Source organism: Kineococcus sp. DHX-1, from assembly GCF_042473625.1.
GTDB lineage: Bacteria > Actinomycetota > Actinomycetes > Actinomycetales > Kineococcaceae > Kineococcus.
Genome location: NZ_CP170445.1, coordinates 2,105,402 through 2,127,000 on the forward strand (window position 1 = coordinate 2,105,402; position 21,599 = coordinate 2,127,000).

Consider the following 21,599-nt stretch of genomic DNA (forward strand, 5'->3'; position numbering starts at 1 on the left):
ACGGTGAGCACCCCCTTCTTCCTGGACTGCGACACCGGCATCGACGACGCCATGGCGATCGGCTGGCTCGTCGCCTCGCCCGACGTCGACCTCGTGGGGGTCTCGACCGTGAGCGGGAACCTCGACGCGGCCGGGGGAGCGCGCAACACCCTGGACCTGCTGGCCCTCCTCGGCCGCCCCGACGTCCCCGTCAGCGTCGGCGCGCACGACTTCCTCGACCACGCCTACTCCGGTGGGGCGCCGGAGGTCCACGGCCGCAACGGGATCGGCGACGTGCAGCTGCCGCGCGCCGCGGGCGAGCCGACCGGCCGCAGCGGTGCGGAGGCGATCGTCGACGCCGCCCGCGCCCACCCGGGGGAACTGCACCTGCTGGCCATCGGACCGTTCACGAACCTCTCGCTGGCCCTCGACCTCGAACCCCGGCTGCCGGAACTCCTCGCTCACGTGACCGTCATGGGGGGTGCCGCGATGGCACCGGGGAACGTCTCCGCCCTGGCCGAGGCGAACGTCGCGAACGACCCGCTCGCGGCGCACCGCGTGTTCACCGCTGGTCTCGACCTCACGATGGTCGGGCTCGACGTGACGATGCGGCACGTGTTCGAGGAGTCCCACCGCACGGAGCTGCTGGCCGTCGGCACGCCCGGCGCCGTGGCGATCGCCCAGATGCTCGAGTTCTACTTCGCGTTCTACGCCCAGCGGTTCGGGCGCCCGTGCGCGGTCCTGCACGACCCGCTCGCGGCGGCCGTCGCGACGGGTGACGTGGTCCCCGCGCTCGCCCCGCGCGTCCCGGTCGTCGTCGACCACACCGACGGCCCCGGTCGCGGCCAGACGATCGCCGACCTGCGCGACCAGTACCAGGGTTTCCCGCACACCTACCCCGGAGGGACGCGGGTCCTGCTGGAGGTGCCCGGCGACTTCGCCGGGGACCTGCTGCGGCGGTTGCGGACGCTCTGAACTCCGGCCGTCCCGACCGGTCGCTGAACCCCGGGGGCCGCCGTACCGTGTGCCCACCATGCGCACTGGACCAGCCGCGGTCGGCGGCCCGCCCACCGGGCCCGGGACGGGGGTGCGCGACGCCTGGGCGACGCTGGTCCTGTCCACCCTCCTGTGCACGGCCCTCGTGACCGGGTCGGCGGTCACGGGGTCGTTCGGCGTGGCGCTGGAGCACGGGACGGCCGTGGCCGCCGGGGTGGCGCTCGTGGCGGGCGCCGCGGTGGCGGTGGCGCGTCGGCGCGACCGTTGGTGCGGCCCGGCCGACCGCGTGACCCTGGCCCGCACGGTCCTCGTGGGGGGCTGCGCGACCGTCGCCGTGCTGGCCCTCAGCGGGGTGCTCGGTCCCCGACCCTGGCTCCTGGTCGCCCTGGCGGTCCCGGCCCTCCTCCTCGACGGCGTCGACGGGCACGTCGCCCGGCGGACGGGGACGGCGACCGCGGCCGGGGCCCGCCTCGACATGGAGGTCGACGCCGCGCTCCTGCTCGTGCTGTCCGCCGTCGCGGCGCTCACCCAGGGGCCGTGGGTGCTGGCCATCGGCCTCCTGCGCTACGCCTACGTCGCCGCCGGCTGGTGCTGGGTGCCGTTGCGCCGCACGCCGTCCCCGCGGTTCTCGCGCAAGGTCGTGGCCGTGGTGCAGGCCGTGGCCCTCCTCACCGCCCTGCTCCCGCCCGTCCCGCCGCCCGCCGGTGCGGTGGTCCTGGCGGTCGCCCTCGCCGCCCTCGTGTTCTCCTTCGGGCGCGACGTCCGGTCACTGCACCGCCGCACCCCGCAGGTGGTCCTCGATCCGGTCGACGGTCGTGGTCCAGCCCTCGCGGATGCCCAGGCCGAACCAGTGCGCGACCTGCGCCTCGTCGAGGTCGGCGCCGAGCTCGAGGGTGGCGGTCATCCTCGTTCCCGTGGGCACGGCTGAGAACTGCAGCCGCACCGTCGGCACCGTCCCCGGCGCGGCCGGGTCGAGGTCGGGCCACCCGCCGGGGGCGCCCCAGTGGAACTCGAGCCGGTGCGGCGGGTCGACGAGGGTGTAGAGGCCACCGGTCCGGTAGGTCCGGCCGCCGGGGCCCTCCTGCAGGAGGACCGACCAGGACCCGCCGACGCGCAGGTCGACGCGAGGGTCGGACTGCGCCGCGGGCAGTCCCGAGAACCACTCGAGCTGGTCGGGGTCCGTCCAGGCGGCGACGACGCGCTCGGGCGGGACGGGGTACTCGCGGACGAGGACGACGGAGCGGGCGGTGCTGGGGTCCGCGAGCTGGTCGGTGGGGGAGTCGGTCACGGGGGTGTCTCCTTCGGGTGGTCGGTCGGGTGGTCCGCGAGGTGCTCGGCGAGGCGGTCGAACCGGTCGGCGAAGAACCGCCGGTAGTCCTCCATCCAGGCGTCGACCTCCTGCAGGGGATCGGCGACGAGCCGGCAGGACCGCCACTGGGCCTGCCGGGTCTTGGCCACCAGCCCGGCGGTCTCGAGGACCTTCAGGTGCCGGGACACGGCGGCCAGCGTGAGGTCGTGCGGCGCGGCGAGCCGGTTGACGGTGGCCTCGCCGCGCGCCAGTTGCGCGAGCAGGGCGCGGCGGGTGGGGTCGGCCAGGGCCGCGAACGTCGTGTCGAGCCGGCTGTCCACGAGCACCTCCCGAACCTCCGACCGTATTCAACGAACTGCTCAAGTACACGCCTGTGGGGAACCTCTCGTCAAGGGGTCGATCGCCGCGGCGGGCCGCGCGCTACCGTCCGTCCCAGACGACGCCGTCCCCGCCCGGGACGGCCCGACAGCGAAGGGGACCACGCGTGAGCGAGCAGCAGGCCGGCCGGCCGACCGGGGGCCAGGCGGAGTACCGGATCACCAACCCCGCGACCGGCGAGGTCGTGGCCACCTACCCCAGCACCACCGACGCCGAGCTGGAGCAGGCCCTCGCCGCGGCCACGTCCGCCCACCGCGACTGGTCGCGCACCACCAGCCCCGCCGGTCGAGGTGCCCTCGTGCGCCGCGTCGCCGAGCTGCACCGCGAGCGCCGTGAGGAACTGGCCGGCGCCATCGTCACCGAGATGGGCAAACCCCGGGCGGCCGCCCTCGGCGAGGTCGACTTCGCGGCGGACATCTACGAGTACTACGCCGACCGCGCCGAGGACCTCACCCGCGACCAGCCCGTGGACCTGCTCGGCGGGGAGGGGACGGCGGTCGTGCGCCGCGCTTCCCTGGGCCCGCTGCTCGGGATCATGCCGTGGAACTTCCCGTACTACCAGGTCGCCCGCTTCGCGGGTCCGAACGTCGTGGTGGGCAACACGATCCTGCTCAAGCACGCACCGCAGTGCCCCCGCTCGGCCGAGCTCATCCACCAGGCGTTCGCCGACGCCGCCCGGGAACTCGGAGCGCCTGAGGGCGTGTACGTCGACGTGCGCATCAGCAACGACCAGGCGGCTGCCGTCATCGGTGACCCGCGCGTCCACGGCGTCTCCCTGACCGGTTCTGAGCGCGCCGGTGCCGCGGTCGCCGAGGTCGCCGGTCGGCACCTGAAGAAGGTCGCCCTCGAACTCGGGGGTTCCGACCCGTTCGTCCTGCTGTCCACCGACGACCTCGACGCCGTCGTGGAGGCCGCGGCGGCGGCCCGCCTGGACAACACGGGGCAGTCCTGCAACGCCGCCAAGCGGTTCATCGTCGTGGACGACCTCTACGACGCGTTCGTGGAGAAGCTGGCGGCCGCCTTCGGCGCGCAGACGTCCGGCGACCCGACCGCGGAGAGCACCGACCTCGGCCCGTTGTCGTCGCTGGCCGCGGCCGAGCGTCTGGCCGAGCAGGTCGACCGGGCCGTGGCCCAGGGCGCCACGGTCGTCACGGGCGCCACGCGCGACGGTGCCTTCTACGCCCCGACCGTGCTGACGGGGGTCTCGCCGGACAACGACGCGTACCACGAGGAACTGTTCGGCCCCGTCGCCGTCGTGCACCGCGTCAGCGGTGAGGACGCCGCCGTGGACCTGGCCAACGACACCCCCTACGGCCTGGGGTCCTACGTGTGGACGACCGACGCCGAGCAGGCCCAGCGCGTCGCCGACCGCATCGAGGCGGGCATGGTGTTCGTGAACTGCGTCCTGGCCGACTCCCCGGAACTGCCCTTCGGCGGGATCAAGCGCTCGGGCACGTCCCGTGAGCTCGGTACCCTGGCGGCGGAGGAGTTCGTCAACAAGAAGCTCATCCGCACCGCGGGCTGAGCGGCAGCGGGACGACGCGGACGCGCGTCCCGGGTCACGCCGGGACGCGCGTCAGCGACCGCACGCGGGTACGGGCGGCGAGGGTCGCCGTCAGGTAGACCTCCGAGGTCAGGTCCGGTCCCACCGGGCCGGGTGCTGGTCCTCGCACGGCGGGTTCCTCGGCGGTTGCTGCGGTGCTCGTCGTGCCCTCGTGGGAGACGACGGCGTCGATCGCCGCGCCGAGCCGGCCGCGGCGGTGGACGAGGGCCTCCTGGACCTCGGGGGCGAGGGCGCAGCCGCGCGTGAGGTCGGCGGGGGCGACGCCCAGGACGTCCGCGGCCGCGGACAGCAGCCCCACGGTGAACCCGGCGTCGGGGTCCTCGGGGGCCAGTGCCCGGCAGGCTTCGGCGCGCGTGAAGATCCAGCCCAGGGTGTCCGGCCTGGCCGGCGCCGTGGACGTGCCGCCGACGAGGACGAGCGTCACCCAGGAGGCCAGTTCCCGGCGGCCGAGGAGGACGACCGCCTGGTGCAGCGAGGTGACGCCCTGCCGGGGCGCGTGGGCGGCCGAGCCGACGGTCTTGAGGATGCGCAGGCTCAGGCCGGGGTCGTGGGCGAGCAGGTCCAGGACGGCCTCGGTGCTCGTCCGCAGGTCGTGCAGCGCGGCGATGAGCTGCACGCAGGTGAGGTGCGAGGCGTCGAGGGTCTGCTTCTGCACGACGTCGGGCCGGTGCAGGTGGTAGCCCTGGAAGAGCTCGACCCCCAGGTCGACGCAGCGCGCGAACTGCTCCTCGGTCTCGATGCGCTCGACGACGAGCTGGGCGCGGGGGTTCACCCGGCGCACGAGGTCGACCAGGCCCGGCAGCCGGTCCCCGCTCGCCTCCAGGTCCAGCTTGACGTAGTCGGCGTGCTGCAGGGCCGGCACGCGGTGCAGCTCCCCGTCGAAGTCGTCGACGGCGAGGGCGAACCCGCGGTCCTTGAGCCGGCGGACACCTTCCATGACGTGGTGGTCGACCTCGACCGTCTCGAGGAGTTCGAGCACCACGCCCTCGGGGCTGAAGGGCAGCGGCAGCTCGCCCGTGAAGAAGCTGCGGGTCGTGTTGAGGAACAGGGGTTTGCCGTCGCCGAGCTCGGCCGCACCGAACTCCCCGAAGGTCGCGGTGATGACCTGGGCGGTCGCGTGGTCGTGCTCGGCCCGGCCCCGCAGGGTGGCGGCGTGGCGTCCGGGGGCCCGGAACAGCAGCTCGTGGGCCACGACGGTGCGGTCCGCCGTGTGGATGCCCTGCAGCCCGACGCGCACCCGCGACTCGGGGGCGGGCTGGCCGCTGGTCGTGTCGGACACGGTTCCGGAACCTCACGGGGGGTCGGGGGCGCTGGGGGTGCCTGAGAGGCATCGGCAGGTGCGGGCCGGGCTTGAGCGGTCGCGGGGCCGGTCGTCGGGAGGAGGTCGCGTCTCACCCGATCGGCTCCCGTTGCGCGGCAATGGATTCGGGACCGAGGTCGGATTGCGGAGGGCCGATCCGGTGACGCTGGGTGGGGGCGGCACCCACCCGGAGCAAGCTCGACCGCGCGGTCGGGGGACGGCGGTTGACCCCCTGTTCCCGGCGTTCCTACGGTGGCCGAGGCCGGCCCTGGACCACCTCGACGGGGACGGGCTCCACCTCCCTCCCTCCCCGTTCGAGGAGTCCTGCGTGACCGCCCTGATCCCCGCCTCTGCGACGTCCCGCCGCAACGTCCTGCGCGCCGGTGCGGCCGCCGTCCTCGTCGGCCTGGGCACCAGCGTCGCGCTGCGGGACGCCGGCTCCGCGAGCGCTGCGACCGCCGGGACGTACGCGGTGGGTTCCACGCCCGTCGCCCTCAACACCCCCTCCGACCCGGCGATGGGGCGGACCACCCCCGCCACGGACGCCACCACGCGCGGCATGTTCGGGGCGCAGGTCCCCTGGCCGGTGATCCCGATCCACGTCGCCGTGGGGCGCAACGGCCACCTGACCTCGTGGGGGACGCCGGTCGACACGGCCGCGCAGGGGGGCACGGCCTACGACGACTGGGACGTGGCCGGCGGGTTCTCGCGCGCCGCCCACACGCAGACGGCCTCGATGCACGACTACAACAGCTTCTGCAACGGTCCGGCGATCCTGCCGGACGGCCGGTTCCTCATGGTCGGGGGCAACTCCTCGAGCATGACGATGCTCTACGACCCGGTGACGCACGAGCAGACGATGGGCCAGAACGTCCGGTACCAGCGCTGGTACGCGACGTCGCTGCGCCTGCCGGACGGCCGGGTCCTCGTCCTGGGGGGCGGGAACTACTACAACACCGGCGCCTACCGGAACCCGCAGGACAACAGCGGCGTCGCCACGGTGCCCGAGATCGGCACCGGGACGGGGGCGTGGACGTCCCTCACGGGAGCAGCGAGCACCATGGCCTTCGGCGCCGAGGACAACCGCTGGTGGTATCCGCGGGCGTTCAACGGTCCCCGCGGGACGGTCGTCGGGACCTCAGGGGACCAGGTGTGGAACCTCTCGGTCAGCGGCACCGGCACCATCAGCAAGATCGGGACGCTGCCCTTCAACCCCCGCGTCTCCGGCTCGCAGGTCATGTACGCCCCGGGCAAGATCCTCGTCTCCGGCGGTGGCCAGCCCTTCAACGAGGACGGCACGACGGCGACGGCGGCCGCCGCGGTCGTCGACGTCACCGGCACGACGGCGCGCACCACCTCGACGTCGCCCATGGCCGAGAACCGCAACTGGCACAACCTCACGGTCCTGCCGACCGGGGACGTCCTGGCCTCGGGGGGCACGCGCGTGGGCACCGCGGGCGGGGACGCGAACTCCGTCAAGCAGGCCGAGATCTGGAACCCCGCCTCCGGCACGTGGCGGCCCGCGGCGACCGCCGCCCGGACCCGGACCTACCACTCGACGGCCCTCCTGATGCCCAGTGGCGCCGTGTTCACCGGGGGAGGTGGGGTGCCCGGTCCGGAGGACAACCTCAACGCCGAACTGTTCTACCCGCCGTACCTGTTCACGCGGGCCGCCGACGGGTCGACCACCTGGGCCTCACGTCCCGTGCTGACGTCGATCGCCGGGTCGGCGACGCACGGCGGCACGGTCACGCTCGGCCTGGCCGACACCCGCACGGTGAGCGCCGCCTCGCTCATCAGCACGGGGTGCGTGACGCACTCGGAGAACACCGACCAGCGGCGCGTCCCGTTGACCGTGCGGCAGAACGGCGCAACCGTCTCGGCGACCCTGCCGACCTCGGTGGACGTCCTGCCCCCGGGGGACTACCTGCTGACCGTCGTGGACGCGGCCGGGGTGCCGTCCGCGGCCCAGGTCCTCACGATCCGCCGTGGCGCCCCCGGCCTCGTGACGGTCGGCAGCGCGACGCAGGTGGTCGGCACCGGTGAACCCGTCACCGACCCCACGGGCACGGTGCCCCTCACCGTGGACACCGCCGTGGGGCTCGAGGCGGTGAACTTCGCCGGGTACCGGGTGATGCACGAGAACTTCGCGGTGTACCTGCGGCAGGCGGGGACCGGCAGTGCCGACGGGGTGAAGACGGACACGTCGTGGGCCGTGCGACCCGGCCTGGCCGACGCCGCCGGGGTGTCGTTCGAAGCCGTCACGTGGCCGGGGTACTACCTGGCCGCGCCGACCGGCGGGGGGGCGACGGGGCTGGTGAAGAACGACGGGACCAAGGGTTTCGCCGCCCGCGCGACGTTCGCCCCCGTCACGGGTGCGACGGGGCAGGGCACGACGTTCCAGGTCTGGGCGACCGCACGCTGCAGCTGCGCCACCAGAACTTCCAGGTGTTCGCGCAGAAGGCCGACACCTCCGACCTCGGGCGGGCCGACAGCACGTTCACCGTGCGCGGGGGGCTCCTCCCGGCGCCGGCGCTGCCGCTCACGCCGGGCCGGTCGCTGGGGTTCGAGGCGCTGAACTTCCCGGGGTACCGGCTCATGCACGAGAACTTCGCGGTGTTCCTGCGCCAGGCCGGCGCCGGCAGTGCCGGAGGGGTCACGACCGACACCTCCTGGGTCGTGCGACCCGGGCTGGCCGACGGGGCGGGTGTCTCCTTCGAGGCGACGACCTGGCCGGGGTACTACCTCACGGCCCCGACCGGCGGCGGGGCACTCGGTCTGGTGCGCAACGACGGGTCTGCCGGTTTCGCCGGCCGCGCCACGTTCGCGGCCGTGGCCGGCGCCGCCGGTCAGGGATCGTCGTTCCAGGTGTGGTCGGACCGCACGCTGCAGGTGCGCCACCAGGACTTCCAGGTGTTCGCGCAGAAGGCGGACGGTTCGGACCTGGGCCGCGCCGACAGTTCCTTCGTCCTGCGGTCCGGGCTCTTCCCGACGCCCGCCGTCTGACGTCCGGGCCCGGAACCCAGGGTTCCGGGCCGGTCGGCGTGCGGTGGTGGGGGACCCCGGGCAGGGTGATCGCGTGGACGGACGACGCGACGGTCAGACGACGGAACACCCGGCGACCGGGGGCACCGAGGCGGGCGGGCACGGGGCGTCGGGAGCCCGGCAGGACGGGCATTCCGGGGGTGATCCGGTGGCGACCCTGCTCGTCCTGGGCGCCAGCGGCGACCTCGCCGCGCGCCTCCTCCTGCCCGGGCTGGCGCGGTTGCTCGTCTCGGACCGCCGCGAGGACCCCGGCCACGGTCACGGGGCGTCCCTCCAGCTCGTCGGGGCCGGGTCGGAGGACTGGGACGACGCGCGCTGGCGCGAGGTCGTCACGGGGGCCTTCGCCGGGCTCGACGAGCACGGCGACACCGCGGCGGCGGACGCCGTCCGCGACGGCAGCCGGTACGCGCAGGTGGACGTCACCGACCCCGACGCGCTGCTGGCCCTGCTGCAGTCGTGCACCGCGCCCGTCGCCGTGTACTTCGCCCTCCCGCCGGCCGTGACGGCCCGCGCCTGCCGCGGGCTCGTCGGACGGGAGCTGCCGGAGAGCACCCGGCTGGTGATGGAGAAGCCGTTCGGGTCCGACGAGACGTCGGCGCACGAGCTGAACCAGGTCGTGGCCCAACTCGTCCCCGAGGAGCACGTCCACCGGGTGGACCACTTCCTGGGCACCTCCACTGTGCTGGGGACGCTGGGCGTGCGCTTCGCGAACCGCCTGTTCGAGCCGACGTGGAACGCCGGTCACGTCGAACGCGTCGACGTCTTCTACGACGAGGACCTCGCCCTGGAGGGCCGGGCGCGCTACTACGACAAGGCCGGCGCCCTCGTCGACATGGTCCAGAGCCACCTGCTGCAGGTCCTCGCGGTGCTCGCCATGGACGCACCCGCCACGCTCGACGAACGGGAGTTCCGCGACCGCAAGGCCCAGGTGCTGCGGGCGACGCGGCTCGCCGGGACACCCGCCGAGGCGAGTCGGCGCGCCCGGTACACGGCCGGCCGGATCGGGGACCGGGACCTTCCCGACTACGCCGCGGAGGAGGGGGTCGACCCCGACCGCGGCACCGAGACGCTGGCCGAGGTCGTCCTGCACGTCGACACCTGGCGGTGGGCGGGCGTGCCGTTCCGGCTGCGGTCGGGCAAGGCGCTGGGGCGCGCCCGCAAGGAGGCCGTCATCACCTTCAAACCCGTCCCGCACCTGCTGACCGGTCTGCACGGGACCCCCGGACCGACACGTCTGCGCCTGGGGTTCAAACCGAACTCCGTGAGCGTCGACCTCGCCGTGAACGCCGAGGGCAGCCCGTTCGACCTCGAGGAGGCCACGCTGACGACGCAGCTGGCGGACTCGCAGTTGCCGGCCTACGGGGAGGTCCTGGCCGGTGTGCTCGACGGCGACCCGCTGCTGTCCGTCCGCGGGGACACCGCGGAGGACTGCTGGCGGATCCTCGCCCCGGTCATCGAGGCGTGGCGGGCGGACGAGGTGCCGCTGGAGACGTACGCCGCCGGCAGCGACGGACCCGAGCCGACGGAGACCTTCCCCGCCGTGTGACAGGCGTTCCGTCAGGCCGAACGGCGGCGGCCCTGGAGGACGAGCGAGCGGGCCGTCGGCAGGTCGAGGGTGGTGCCCGCGGAGCGCAGGACCGCGACGATGCGCGGGTCGGCGAGCAGGCCGAGCAGCACGTGGTCGTCCCCGACGTGCCGGTCGCCGAGGTCCAGGGCCGCCCGCAAGGAGTTCTCGAGGACCTTCTTGGCGTCCCGCTCGAACCGCAGGTGCGTGGGCGGGAACACCCGGCCGAGCAGGCCGCGGCGCCGTCTCGCCGGGACGTCCAGGGCGCCGGCGCCGAAGGTCTCCTCGACGCGGCGGCGGACCTCGGTGAGGTCGATGCCCAGTTCCTGCAGGTGGTCCGCGTCGTCAGCCGGGGCGCCGGCGTACGGGGCGCTCCGCACGGCCTCGGTCAGCCGGTCGCGGTCGACCCCGACCGAGTCCAGGACGCTGCGCGCCGGACCCGTCGAGTCGAGGAGGCCGAGCAGCAGGTGCTCGGCACCGATGTGGTCGGAACGCCGTCGTCGCGCGCACTCCTGCGCGGCCACGACGGCGTCGCGGGCCTCGGACGTGAAGCGTTGGAACACGTGAACCTCCGGGTCCTGGGTCGCGCGTCAGCCGCGCCGGGCGTGCTTCTTGTGGACCGCCTGCTTCGACACGCCCAGTTCGGCGGCGATCTCGGCCCACGACCAGCCGAGCGACCGCGCGCGGTCGACCTGCAACTGCTCGAGGCGGACCTGGAGCCGTGCGAGGGCGGCGACGGCGCGCAGACCCACCCGCGGGTCGGTGTCCGCGCCCCGCGCGAGGAGGGTGTCGGTGCTCTCGGTCATGCGTCAACAGTGCTTGACGACCCGGGAGAAGTCAACTGATGTTGACGCTCGCGGCCTCCAGGACGGCGAGAGCCGTCTCCTTCGCACGCCGCAACCCTTCCGCGAGACCGGTACGCCGGTGCTCCTCGGAGAGGACCTCCACACCCCACGGCCCGTCGACCCCGAGGTCGCGCAGCAGGCGCACGAACCCCTCGACGTCGAGGTCGCCCTCACCGCAGTACCGCCGCCGGTCGCGGGTGTCCGAGAACAAGTCGCCCACCGGTTCGGCGGCGGCGTCGTCGAGCTCCACCTGGAACACCAGTTCGGCGTCCAGGCACGCGGCCAGTTCGGTGAGCGTCGTGCCGGCCCGGGCCACGTGCCACAGGTCGACGGTCAGTCCGGCGGCGGGGTGGTCGACCCGGCGCACGAGGTCCGCCGCCGCGGGCACCGACCCGACCACCGCGAACGGGAGCGGTTCCAGGGCCACCCGTGTGCCGCGGTCGGCGGCTTCGACCGCCAAGCGCCGCAGCGGCTCCACGAGGGACGACACGTCGGACCACGGAGCGCCGAACGCGCTCCCGGCCTTGACGACGGGGGAGCCGAACGCCTCCGCGGCGTCCAGCAGGAGGTTCCAGCGGGAACGCCACTGCGACGGGTCGAGCCACCAGTCGGTGACGAGTTCGACCTCGACGTGGTCCAGTCCCCGGTCGCGTGCGTGCCGGGCGACGGCGGCGAAACCCGTCGTCCGGCTCATGAGGTCCAGGTCGTCGTGAGCGAACCCCAGTCCGGCCCACCCGCCGTCCGCGACGGCGTCGATCCGCTCGAACGGCGTGTGCGAGGCGAGTTCGGGGACGTCGAGCGGTCGGGCGGTGCCGGCGGTGGTCCAGCAGGTCGCGACCAGAGGCGGTCCGGCCGGGCGTCGGGGGGTGCTCACCCGGCGATGTTCCCACTCGTCGCACCCGCGCTTCCTGGTTCCGGATCCGAGATTCTGTAGAAAGTGTCCACATCGCAACGAAACCGGTGCGGCGTGGGGGCTGGCGCCGGCGAGTCGCGTCGCCTATCTTCCACTGAACCGGTTCGGCTGGCCGAGCCGGACGGAGGACGTCGAGGACGACGCCCTTGCACGCCGCTCATCGACGAGAGGACGCGCCCCACCCATGACTGCCCCCACCACCCCCGGTCCGACGTTGGACGTGTCGCGGATCTCGGTGCAGCTGTACACCGTGCGGGAGGCGTTGGCCGCCGACCTGGACGGCACGTTGGCCCGGCTGGCCGCGATCGGGTTCACCCAGGTCGAACCGTTCGGGCTGACCTCCTCGGCGGCCACGTTGGCGCCGGTGCTGGCCGCGCACGGGTTGTCGGCGCCCTCGGCGCACACCTCGGTGATCGGCGCGGACCTGGACGCGGTCCTGACCGCGGCCGCGGCCACCGGCACCACCTTGGTCATCGACCCGCACGTGGACCGGGCCCGCTGGACCACGACCGAGGACGTCGCGGCGATCGCGGCGGAACTGAACACCGCCGCGCAACGGGCCGCCGACGCCGGCGTCACCATCGGCTACCACAACCACGAGTTCGAGCTGGAAACCCGCATCGGCGGCCGCCCCGCGCTGGAGGTCCTGGCCGAGCACCTGCACGAGCAGGTGGCGTTGGAGGTCGACACGTACTGGGCCGTGGTCGGCGGGGTCGACGTGCCGGACCTGCTGGACCGGTTGGGTTCGCGGGTCAAGGCCGTGCACCTGAAGGACGGCGACGGCTCGCGCGATGACAGCAAGCAGGTGGCGTTCGGGACCGGCGCCATCGACACCGCCGCGATCCTGGCCGCGTGCGCAGGCGTGGACCTGGGTGTGATCGAGCTGGACGACACGACCGGGGACATGTTCACCGCGGTGCAGGACAGCTACACCCACCTCGTCCAGGCCCTGAGCAGCGGGGTCCCGGCATGACCGCCCCGGCGCAGCGCTCGGGTCCGGTGGGGATCGGCATCATCGGGGCAGGGGTGATCTCCGGGACCTACCTGGAGAACCTGACCTCCTTCCCCGACGTGCAGGTGCACGCCATCGGTGACCTCTACCCCGAAGCCGCCTCCCGCCGGGCCGCCGAACACGGTGTCCCCGCCCACGGCGGCATCGACACCGTCCTGACCCACGAGGACGTGGAGATCGTCATCAACCTGACGATCCCGGCCGCGCACGTGGAGGTGTCGCTGGCCGCGATCGGCGCGGGCAAGCACGTGTGGTCGGAGAAACCGGTCGCCTTGGACCGTGAGGGTGGGGCCCGGTTGCTGGCCGCCGCGCAGGCGGCGGGGGTGCGGTTGGGGTGCGCGCCGGACACGTTCCTGGGTGTGGGGTTGCAGACCGCGCTGGCGGTGCTGCGCCGCGGGGACATCGGCACCCCGCTGAGCGCGTTGACGTTGATGCAGTCCCCGGGCCCGGAGTCCTGGCACCCCAACCCGGCGTTCTTGTTCCAGCACGGGGCCGGGCCGCTGTTCGACATCGGCCCCTACTACCTGACCACGCTGGTGCAGGCCTTCGGGCCCATCACACAGGTGGCCGCGGTGGCCGGGACGTCCCGGGCGCAGCGGACCATCGGGTCCGGCCCGAAGGCCGGGGAGGTGTTCGACGTGACGGTGCCCACCCACGTCAGCGCGTTGACGCAGTTCGCCGGCGGCGCCTCGGGCAGCAGCATCTTCTCCTTCGACTCCCCGTTGCCGCGGCACGGGTTCGTGGAGATCACCGGGACCGAGGCGACGTTGGCGTTGCCGGACCCGAACGACTTCGACGGGGACCTGCGCATCCGCCGCGCCGGCGGGGGCCGGGAGGAGGAGTGGGAGACGATCGCCTCCACCAAGGCGCTGTCCACGCGGGGGACGGGGGTGCTGGAGATGGCCCGCGCGGTGCGGGAGGGTCGTCCGCACCGGGTGCAGGGGGCGTTGGCCCACCACGTGGTCGACGCGATGGTCTCGATCGCCGAATCCGCGCAGTCCGGCGCGTTCGTGCCGGTCACCAGCACCGTGGCCCCGGCCGAGCTGCTGCCGGCCGACTGGGACCCCACCACCCGCACCGTCTGAACCACCGCACGACCGTTCCGCACGTCCGCTCCGCCCGTCCGCAGTCCAGCGCGGAGGTGTCGTCACCGTCGACGACCGCCCTCCGTCCACCAGGACCCACCAGACCGCTCGAGAGGGAACCCGCCATGACCACCACCCCGTCCAGCGCACCCGAACCCACGGGTGCCGCCACCCGCCGCCGCTTCCTCGCAGTCTCCACCGTCGCGGCCGGTGGGGTCGCCCTCGCCGCCTGCGGTGGCAGCAGTGGTGGCGGGGGCGGCACCAAGGACAGCACGCTGCCCGGCATCGGCAACAACGGCAAGATCGGTGGCGGGCGCCGGGGCGACGCAGCCGACCAGCTGTTCCTGGCGGGGTTCCAGTTCAGCCCGCCCACGAACTTCAACACGTTCGCCGGGGCCCCGGCGTGGCCGGCCGCGAACAACGTCGCCCAGTACGTCTACGAGACCCTGCTGCGGTTCGACATCGTCTCCGGCGAGCTCAAGCCCGGCCTGGCCGCGGACTACAAGGTCGACGGCACGTCGTCGGTCTCCTTGACGCTGCAGGACGGCGTCACGTGGTCGGACGGGACGGCGCTGACCGCGGACGACGTCCTCTACACCTTCCAGCTCGGGAAGATCGACCCGACGCTGACGGTGGCCTCCTTCTGGGTCGAGGCCGACGACATCACCGCGAGCGGGGACACCATCACGGTCGCCATCAACCAGGACCGCAAGAACGTGGACATGATCCTGCAGCAGCTCGCCGTCCAGTTCATCCTCCCCAAGGCCGTCTTCGAGAAGGTCGCCGCCGAGACCGGGAACAAGCTGGCCAGCTGGGAGACGACGGAGCTCCTCGGCTCCGGCCCCTACACCCTGGAGAAGGCCGACCAGACCCAGATCATCCTCGCGCGCAACGAGAAGTACTGGGGACAGAAGTTCTACGGCGGTCTGCCGGCCCCCACGAAGATCATCCACCCGATCTTCAAGTCCAACGAGGACGGCAACCTGAAGTTCCAGAACGGCGAGCTGGACGTCATGCAGCAGTTCGTCCCGCAGATCTGGAAGATGTGGGAGTCGGGCAAGCCCGTCGGGACCTACCTCAAGGACAAGCCCTACTACGTCCCGGGCTCGATGCCGATGTTCATCTTCAACACGACCCGCGGCGCGCTGGCGGACCCGGCGGTCCGTCGCGCCGTCGCCTTCGCCATCGACTACGCCTCGATCGCCGAGACGGCGATGTCGGGGTACTCCGGCGACGTGCAGGCCTCGCTCATCATCCCCGGCGGCGCCGAGGACAAGTGGTTCGACGGCGACCGCGCCAAGGCCGACGGTTGGTCCTTCGACGCGACGAAGGCCGAGAAGACCCTCACCGACGCGGGGTACGTGAAGGGTTCGGACGGGATCTACGCCAAGGACGGACAGCGCCTCGGGCCGTGGAAGCTCATCACCCCCCAGGGCTGGACCGACTGGAACGCCGCGCTGGAGATCGTCGCCAAGAACCTGAAGGCCATCGGCATCGACGCCGCCACGAACTTCCCCCAGCAGGCGCAGGTGACGACCTCGGTGGCCAACGGCGACTTCGACATGTGCTGCTGGTACGTGTCGGGCACGAACCCCGCGACGCCGTGGCAGCGCTTCAGCGACGTGATGAGCAACGTCGAGCTCGCTCCGCTGGGGCAGACGGCCTTCCGCAACTACGGGCGGTGGACCAACGACCAGGTGAACGACCTGCTGGAGGCGGCGGCGGCGGCGCCGGACGACGGGTCGAAGAAGCAGGCGCTCACCGCGCTCGACGACGTGTACCGCCAGCAGGCGCCGGCCATCCCCCTCATGTACCGGCCGGACGAGTTCTTCGAGTTCAACGCGAGCAACTGGACGAACTTCCCCACCCAGGCGAACGACGACGCGCCGCCGATGTTCCGCGGGGCCGGGAACGACTGGCTGTTCAAGATCAAGAAGATCGAGGGCTGAGGTCCGACCGTGAAGCTCGGACAGTACGTCGCCCGCAAGACCGTGTGGTACCTCGTCGCGCTCGTCGCGGCGGTGTCCCTGAACTTCCTGCTCCCGCGGCTCGTGCCCGGCAACCCGGTGGACGTCATCGTGTCCAACCTGGCCCGTGGCGGGGCCGTGAACGGTGAGCAGCAGAAGCAGATCTACGAGGGGTTCGTCCAGCAGTTCGGGCTCAACGCCCCCCTCTGGCAGCAGTTCCTCACGTACCTGGGCAAGGTGTTCACCGGGGACCTCGGGACGTCGTTCGCGTCGTACCCGACGTCGGTGAACTCGCTCCTCGGGCAGGCCCTGCCGTGGTCGATCGCGGTGCAGCTGCCGGCGATCGTCATCGGCTGGGTGCTCGGGAACGTCGTCGGCGCCGTCGCGGCCTTCCGCGGCGGCAACTGGGACCGCAGCGTCTTCACGTCGTCCCTGTTCCTGTCGGCCATGCCCTACTACTGCCTGTCGATCCTGCTGCTGTACGGGTTGGCCGTCGTCGCCGGGATCTTCCCCGTCGGTGGGGCCTACTCGCTCGGCAACAGCCCGGCGCTGTCGCTGGACTTCCTCACCGACGCCCTGCAGTACTACTGGCTGCCGTTCCTGTCGCTGGTGATCGTCTTCATCGGGGGTCAGGCCGTCGGGATGCGCTCCATGGCGATCTACGAGCTCGGCGGGGACTACGTCAACTACGGCCGCGCCATGGGCATCGGGGACAACCGCATCACCCGGTACATCTTCCGGAACGCGATGCTGCCGCAGATCACGGGGCTCGCCCTGTCGATCGGGACGCTGGTCAGCGGCGCGCTCATCACGGAACTGGTGTTCAACTACCCGGGGGTCGGGACGCTGCTGTTCAACGCCATCTCGCAGAACGACTACCCGGTCATCCAGGCGATCACGCTGATCATCACGCTGGCGGTGCTCGCGGCCAACTTCCTGGTCGAGATCGTGTACGGCATCGTCGACCCGCGCATCCGCGCGGCCGCCTCCGGGGAGAAGTGACATGTCCACACCGAACGTCTCCAGCGTGGCGACGGCGGACGAGGCGGCCGCTCCTCGGTCCAACCCCTTCCGCAACCTGAACTTCTCCGTCCGGTTCTGGGTGGCCCTGGGGCTCGTCGTGCTCGTCCTCCTGCTGGGTGTCGCGGGGTACTTCTACCCCACCTCCTCCAGCGAGAAGGTCGGGTCGCTCTACGACCCACCGGGCAACGGGCTGCTGTTCGGCACCGACAACTTCGGGCACGACGTCCTCGCCGTCCTCATGGCCGGGACGCGCACGTCGCTCGTCATCGGGCTGGTGGCGGGGGTCATCGCCACGACGATCGGTGTCGCCGTCGGCCTGCTGGCCGGCTACGTGGGTGGGTGGCTGGAGGAGCTGCTCATGGGGATCACGAACGTGGTCCTGGCGATCCCCTCGATCATCGTCCTGATCCTCATCTCGATCTCACTCCCCAAGAGCACCATGTGGTCCCTCGCGGTCGTCATCGGCATCACGTCGTGGCCGTGGACCGCCCGTGCGGTCCGCGCGCAGGCCAGTTCGGTCGCCACCCGCGAGCACATCGACGTGGCCCGGCTGTCGGGGGCGCGACTGGGCGGCATCCTCGTCCGCGACGTGCTGCCGTACATCCTGTCCTACGCGGTCATGGCCTTCGTGCTGCAGGTCTCCGGGGCGATCCTCGCCGAGGCCGCCCTGTCGATGCTGGGACTCGGGCCGGCGGGCGCTGACTCCCTCGGCACGCAGCTGCACTGGGCGCTGGCGTTCCAGGCCGTCGCGAGCGGTGCGTGGTGGGCGTTCCTGCCCCCCACCATCGTCCTGACCCTGGTCTCCTTCGGGTTCCTCCTGCTGCAGGCCAGCCTCGACGAGGTGTTCAACCCGCGGCTGCGTCGTGGTAAGCGCAAGCAGATGAGGCAGACGCAGGCCCGGCGCCTGGCCGAGGCGCAGGCGGCCGCGGCCGCACGACCCACGCCGACCGGTGCACACGCCGGGGTGGGCGCCGGCCGGGCCCGGACGGCACAGGAAGGGGGACGGTCGTGAGCACCACCGGAGCGTCCGGGGCACCGACGTCAGGCACGGGGACGGGGACGGGTACGTCGACGCTGCTCGCCCGGGCGGTCGGCGTCCGTGCGGTCTACGGGGGCGGCGACCGCGACTTCACCGCGGTGGACGGGGTGACCCTGGAACTGGGAGAGGGGGAGATCCTCGGCCTCGCGGGGGAGTCGGGCTGCGGCAAGACCACGCTCGGGAACTCCCTGGCGATGATCGCGAACCCGCCGCTCTACGTCGTGGAGGGGACGCTCGAGATCGACGGCGAGCAGATCGACCTCACGACGCTGCGCGGCGAGCAGGACCTGAAGCGGCAGCGGAAGTACCGCGGCGGCGTGGTCTCGATGTTGCCCCAGGGCGCGATGAACGCCATCAGCCCGACCCTGCGCGTGCGCAACCTCGTCCACGACGTCATGCGGGCGCACGACCGGTCCGTCACCCGGGACCAGGCGCTGGACCTGGCTCGCGACCGGCTGAAGATGCTCGAGATGCCGGTCCGGGTGCTCGACTCCTACCCGCACCAGCTGTCCGGCGGGATGAAGCAGCGCGTCATCACCGTCGTCTCGACGCTGCTGAACCCCCGCCTGCTCATCGCCGACGAACCGACGTCCGCCCTCGACGTGTCGAGCCAGCGGATGCTGGTCGAGATGCTGCTGGCGATGGTCGAGCAGCGGATCATGTCCGGGGTCGTGTTCGTCACCCACGACCTGCCCGTGCTGTCCCAGGTGTCGGACAAGCTCGCCATCATGAACGCGGGGAGGATCGTCGAGACGGGCCCCACGGAACAGCTCGTCCACGACCCGCAGCACCCCTACACGAAGAAGTTGCTGTCGTCGGTGCTGGACCCGACGGAGGAGACGCGGGCACGGGGCCGGGACCGCCGGACCCGCCCGCAGCCGACCGAGGGAGGTCTGCGATGACGACGGGAACCACCGGACCGGCCGCTGCGACGGCGACCGGCAGCGTGCTCGCCTGCCGGGACGTCGTGAAGGAGTTCCACGTCGCCGGGTCGAAGGTCGTGGCCGTGGACCGGGTCTCCCTGGACTTCCCGGTCGGCAACGTGCTGGCCGTCGTGGGGGAGTCCGGTTCCGGCAAGTCGACCCTGGCCCGGATGCTGCTGCGACTCATGCCGGTGACCTCCGGCACGATCTCCTTCCGCGGGCAGGACGTGACGAACCTTCGTGGCAAGCAGTTGCGCTCCTACTGGAGCGAGGTGCAGGCGGTCTTCCAGGACCCGTTCGCCTCGTTCAACCAGTTCTTCCCCGTCGGCGGTCTGCTGCGGCGCAGCCTGGCGCTGGCCTCGGTCGGGCGGGACGAGGCGGACGCCCTCATCGAGGAGTGCCTGGGCTACGTGGGCCTGACGCCGGCGGACACGTTGCACAAGTACCCGCACCAGTTGTCGGGCGGACAGCGTCAGCGCGTCATGCTGGCCCGCGCGCTCATGATGCGGCCCAAGGTCCTGCTCGCGGACGAGGCGACGAGCATGCTCGACGCCACGCTGCGCGTGAACGTCCTGAACGTCCTGCACGACCTGAAGGACGACCTCGGGCTGACGGTGCTGTTCATCACCCACGACATCGGGCAGGCCTGCTACCTGGCCGACCGCGTCGCCGTGATGGAGCACGGGAAGGTCGTGGAGCGGGGGAGCACGGACGAGGTCATCTTCGCGCCGCAGGCGGACTACACCAAGCGCCTGCTGGCGGACGTCCCGGACCTCAAGGGCAGCCTCAAGCGGCGCGTCTGACGGTTCAGGACTGCAGCGTCGCCTCGGCGGCCTCGCGCGCCACGGCGTCCAGCCCCGAGCGGGCCGCCGTGGCGCGCTGCCAGTCCGCCCCGGTGCCGCGGCGGCGCACGTCCGCCAGCCCGGTCAGCACCAGGTCCTCGTCGCCGGCGTCGCGCAGGGCAGGGCGGACGTGGTCCACGAGCGTGGACAGCACCGCGTCGGCGGGTTCCGGTCGGCCCGACGTGGGTGACACGAGTTCCCCGCCGATGCCGTCGTGCGCGGCGCGCCAGGAGGCCGCGCGCAGCTGGGCGACGGAGACGTCGGGGAGCGGGACCCCGTCCGCGGCCTCGCGAGCGGCCGTCTCCACGAGGGCCCGGGTGAGCGCGGCGAGCAGCACCGCGTCGCGGGCCAGCAGGCAGACGTCGGCGACGCGGACCTCCACCGTGGGGTGCGTCGCCGAGATGCGGGCGTCGAAGTAGAACTGCCCGGCGTCGAGGGGGACGCCGGTGGCCAGCAACCGCGCCGTGGCCCGGTCGTACCCGGCGGCGTCCCCGAACGGCTCGGTCGGGCCGGCGGTCGGCCAGCGGTACCAGACCTGCGTGCGGTAGGACGCGTACCCGCTGTCGGCGCCCTGCCAGAACGGCGAGTTCGACGACAGGGCCAGGAGCACCGAGGTCCAGGGCCGCAGGCGGTCCAGGACGGCCGCGGCCTCGTCCCGGTCGGGGACCTCGACGTGCACGTGGCACCCGCACGTCAGCTGCTCGCGGACGAGCAGCCCGTAGTGGTCCTCCAGCCGCTGGTACCGCTCGCCCCGCGTGGTGGCTGACGTCGTCGGCAGCGGGTGCGTGGCCACGGCGAGCAGCCGTGCCCCCCGTTCCCGGGCGGCCGCCGCGGTGCGGGCACGGCGCCCGAGGAGGTCGGTCGCCGCCGCCCGCAGGTCCGTGTGCGGTGCGGTGCCGGTCTCGACCTGCTGCTGCTGGAGTTCGGTCTGCTCCTCCACGGCCCGCGCCACCGCCGGCCCGTCGCCACGGGCCCTGCCGGTGCCGGCGTCGACCAGCAGGAACTCCTCCTCGATGCCGACGCGTCGTCCCACCCGGCGATCATGCTGCCGTGGGGGGCCGCGTGCATGCCGAGGGTGGTCGCAGGGCAGCACCGGACCCCGGCCCGGCGGTCGCGGAGTACCCCGTCCTCACCCCACGGGAGGTGGACGCGGTCGGCACGTCAGCCGCGCAGGGCCTCTGCGGTCCGGTGGTCCGTCACCAGGCGGTGGACGATGCCGCTGCGGCAGGCCGCCCGGACGGCGTCGGCCCGGTCCTCCCCGACCGCGACGGCCGTGACGTCGGGGATGGCGCGCAGTTCCCCGGTGGTGACCCCGATCGCGCGGTCGGACAGTCCGGGAACCGTGAGCACCGTGCCGTCCTGCGCGAGGAGCGTCGTCCCGATGTCGGCCACGACCCCCGCGTCGTCGCAGGCGGACCGCACCGCGGCGGGCAACGCCGCGCGGAGCCCTGAACCGTCGCCGTGCCAGGACCCGATGCCGACGACGGCGCGGTCGGTGGCGGCGTACACAGCCAGGGCGGCCGCGATCGACGTCTCGGCCCGCAGGGTGCGGGCGCTGCCCGGGGTGTCCGCCAGGAGGGGTGCGTGCAGGACCCAGGCCCGGCCGGCGGTGCGCGAGCCCACCGCCCGCACGAGGTCGGCGGGACTGGCGGCCAGGGGTTCGAGGGCCAGCCCGCCGACCAGCTGCACGACGTCGACCTCCGGCAGTTCCGGCAGGGCGTCGACGACGGCCCGCAAGGTGCGTCCCCACGCGCGCGGATCGTCGCCGGCCTCCTGGAGGACGGACAACGGCTCGGCATCACGGCGGCCGCGCCG

The 21,599-nt window shown here is 72.9% G+C and carries 20 protein-coding genes and 1 pseudogene; 13 read left to right on the plus strand and 8 right to left on the minus strand.

All coding sequences use genetic code 11. The features are described 5' to 3' along the window. The first annotated feature begins 3 nt into the window (after window positions 1-3). On the plus strand, window positions 4-954 hold the full coding sequence (locus ACFEMC_RS10160) for a nucleoside hydrolase (RefSeq protein WP_380175979.1): 951 nt from the start codon (window positions 4-6) through the stop codon (window positions 952-954). Between the two features lie 58 nt (window positions 955-1,012). Next, on the plus strand, window positions 1,013-1,903 hold the full coding sequence (locus tag ACFEMC_RS10165) for a CDP-alcohol phosphatidyltransferase family protein (protein WP_380175981.1): 891 nt from the start codon (window positions 1,013-1,015) through the stop codon (window positions 1,901-1,903). Here the strand turns inward: ACFEMC_RS10165 and ACFEMC_RS10170 are convergent. Next, window positions 1,823-2,263 (minus strand): annotated as a pseudogene (locus tag ACFEMC_RS10170) (SRPBCC domain-containing protein); the annotation flags it as partial. The gene ACFEMC_RS10165 and the pseudogene ACFEMC_RS10170 overlap by 81 nt on opposite strands. Beyond that, on the minus strand, window positions 2,260-2,604 hold the full coding sequence (locus ACFEMC_RS10175) for an ArsR/SmtB family transcription factor (RefSeq protein WP_380176722.1): 345 nt from the start codon (window positions 2,602-2,604) through the stop codon (window positions 2,260-2,262). The pseudogene ACFEMC_RS10170 and the gene ACFEMC_RS10175, both read right to left, overlap by 4 nt. Window positions 2,605-2,768: 164 nt before the next feature. Here ACFEMC_RS10175 and ACFEMC_RS10180 point away from each other — a divergent pair, with 164 nt between their 5' ends. Further along, window positions 2,769-4,187, plus strand: a complete 1,419-nt coding sequence (locus tag ACFEMC_RS10180) for an NAD-dependent succinate-semialdehyde dehydrogenase (RefSeq protein WP_380175983.1) — start codon at window positions 2,769-2,771, stop codon at window positions 4,185-4,187. A 34-nt stretch (window positions 4,188-4,221) separates the two neighbouring features. Here the strand turns inward: ACFEMC_RS10180 and ACFEMC_RS10185 are convergent, their stop codons facing one another. Then, entirely contained in the window at window positions 4,222-5,505 is a 1,284-nt protein-coding gene (locus ACFEMC_RS10185) for an EAL and HDOD domain-containing protein (RefSeq protein ID WP_380175985.1), read from the minus strand. 349 nt (window positions 5,506-5,854) lie between these two features. Here ACFEMC_RS10185 and ACFEMC_RS10190 point away from each other — a divergent pair, with 349 nt between their 5' ends. The 3 genes from ACFEMC_RS10190 (at window position 5,855) to ACFEMC_RS10200 (ending at window position 10,117) form a co-directional block, all read left to right on the plus strand. Continuing rightward, window positions 5,855-8,104, plus strand: coding sequence for a galactose oxidase-like domain-containing protein (locus tag ACFEMC_RS10190; RefSeq protein ID WP_380175988.1), 2,250 nt, complete (start codon window positions 5,855-5,857; stop codon window positions 8,102-8,104). Continuing rightward, window positions 8,032-8,532 carry an AbfB domain-containing protein gene (locus ACFEMC_RS10195; protein WP_380175989.1) on the plus strand — a complete coding sequence of 167 codons (501 nt, stop codon included), beginning with the start codon at window positions 8,032-8,034 and terminating at the stop codon, window positions 8,530-8,532. The genes ACFEMC_RS10190 and ACFEMC_RS10195 overlap by 73 nt, the downstream gene beginning before the upstream one ends. A gap of 187 nt (window positions 8,533-8,719) precedes the next feature. Beyond that, a complete protein-coding gene (locus ACFEMC_RS10200) occupies window positions 8,720-10,117 on the plus strand; it encodes a glucose-6-phosphate dehydrogenase (RefSeq protein ID WP_380175990.1) in 1,398 nt (465 codons plus the stop codon). 11 nt (window positions 10,118-10,128) lie between these two features. Here ACFEMC_RS10200 and ACFEMC_RS10205 read toward each other — a convergent pair whose 3' ends face one another. Genes ACFEMC_RS10205 through ACFEMC_RS10215 form a run of 3 tightly spaced genes read right to left on the minus strand, consistent with a single transcriptional unit; the run spans window position 10,129 to window position 11,854 of the window. After that, on the minus strand, window positions 10,129-10,698 hold the full coding sequence (locus ACFEMC_RS10205; protein WP_380175992.1) for a Clp protease N-terminal domain-containing protein: 570 nt from the start codon (window positions 10,696-10,698) through the stop codon (window positions 10,129-10,131). A gap of 27 nt (window positions 10,699-10,725) precedes the next feature. Further along, on the minus strand, window positions 10,726-10,941 hold the full coding sequence (locus ACFEMC_RS10210; protein ID WP_380175994.1) for a helix-turn-helix domain-containing protein: 216 nt from the start codon (window positions 10,939-10,941) through the stop codon (window positions 10,726-10,728). A gap of 31 nt (window positions 10,942-10,972) precedes the next feature. Further along, window positions 10,973-11,854 carry a sugar phosphate isomerase/epimerase family protein gene (locus ACFEMC_RS10215; RefSeq protein WP_380175996.1) on the minus strand — a complete coding sequence of 294 codons (882 nt, stop codon included), beginning with the start codon at window positions 11,852-11,854 and terminating at the stop codon, window positions 10,973-10,975. A gap of 223 nt (window positions 11,855-12,077) precedes the next feature. Here ACFEMC_RS10215 and ACFEMC_RS10220 point away from each other — a divergent pair, with 223 nt between their 5' ends. The 7 genes from ACFEMC_RS10220 (at window position 12,078) to ACFEMC_RS10250 (ending at window position 19,745) form a co-directional block, all read left to right on the plus strand. Then, entirely contained in the window at window positions 12,078-12,866 is a 789-nt protein-coding gene (locus ACFEMC_RS10220) for a sugar phosphate isomerase/epimerase family protein (RefSeq protein WP_380175998.1), read from the plus strand. Beyond that, window positions 12,863-13,990 carry a Gfo/Idh/MocA family protein gene (locus ACFEMC_RS10225; RefSeq protein ID WP_380176000.1) on the plus strand — a complete coding sequence of 376 codons (1,128 nt, stop codon included), beginning with the start codon at window positions 12,863-12,865 and terminating at the stop codon, window positions 13,988-13,990. Before ACFEMC_RS10220 ends, ACFEMC_RS10225 begins: the two co-directional genes overlap by 4 nt. 125 nt (window positions 13,991-14,115) lie before the next feature. Next, entirely contained in the window at window positions 14,116-15,939 is a 1,824-nt protein-coding gene (locus tag ACFEMC_RS10230; protein WP_380176002.1) for an ABC transporter substrate-binding protein, read from the plus strand. A gap of 9 nt (window positions 15,940-15,948) precedes the next feature. Next, window positions 15,949-16,959: an ABC transporter permease gene (locus ACFEMC_RS10235; protein WP_380176004.1), complete on the plus strand. Its 1,011-nt coding sequence runs from the start codon at window positions 15,949-15,951 to the stop codon at window positions 16,957-16,959. 1 nt (window position 16,960) lies between these two features. After that, complete coding sequence (locus ACFEMC_RS10240; RefSeq protein ID WP_380176006.1) at window positions 16,961-17,992, plus strand: ABC transporter permease; 1,032 nt, start codon at window positions 16,961-16,963, stop codon at window positions 17,990-17,992. Further along, window positions 17,989-18,921: an ABC transporter ATP-binding protein gene (locus ACFEMC_RS10245; RefSeq protein WP_380176008.1), complete on the plus strand. Its 933-nt coding sequence runs from the start codon at window positions 17,989-17,991 to the stop codon at window positions 18,919-18,921. The genes ACFEMC_RS10240 and ACFEMC_RS10245 overlap by 4 nt, the downstream gene beginning before the upstream one ends. Further along, window positions 18,918-19,745, plus strand: coding sequence for an ABC transporter ATP-binding protein (locus ACFEMC_RS10250; RefSeq protein WP_380176010.1), 828 nt, complete (start codon window positions 18,918-18,920; stop codon window positions 19,743-19,745). Before ACFEMC_RS10245 ends, ACFEMC_RS10250 begins: the two co-directional genes overlap by 4 nt. 4 nt (window positions 19,746-19,749) lie before the next feature. Here ACFEMC_RS10250 and ACFEMC_RS10255 read toward each other — a convergent pair whose 3' ends face one another. Continuing rightward, window positions 19,750-20,817 (minus strand): glutamate--cysteine ligase, encoded by a 1,068-nt coding sequence (locus tag ACFEMC_RS10255; protein WP_380176011.1) that lies wholly within the window; start codon window positions 20,815-20,817, stop codon window positions 19,750-19,752. 128 nt (window positions 20,818-20,945) lie between these two features. Beyond that, a complete protein-coding gene (locus ACFEMC_RS10260; RefSeq protein WP_380176013.1) occupies window positions 20,946-21,572 on the minus strand; it encodes a sugar-binding domain-containing protein in 627 nt (208 codons plus the stop codon). Between the last annotated feature and the right edge of the window lie 27 nt (window positions 21,573-21,599).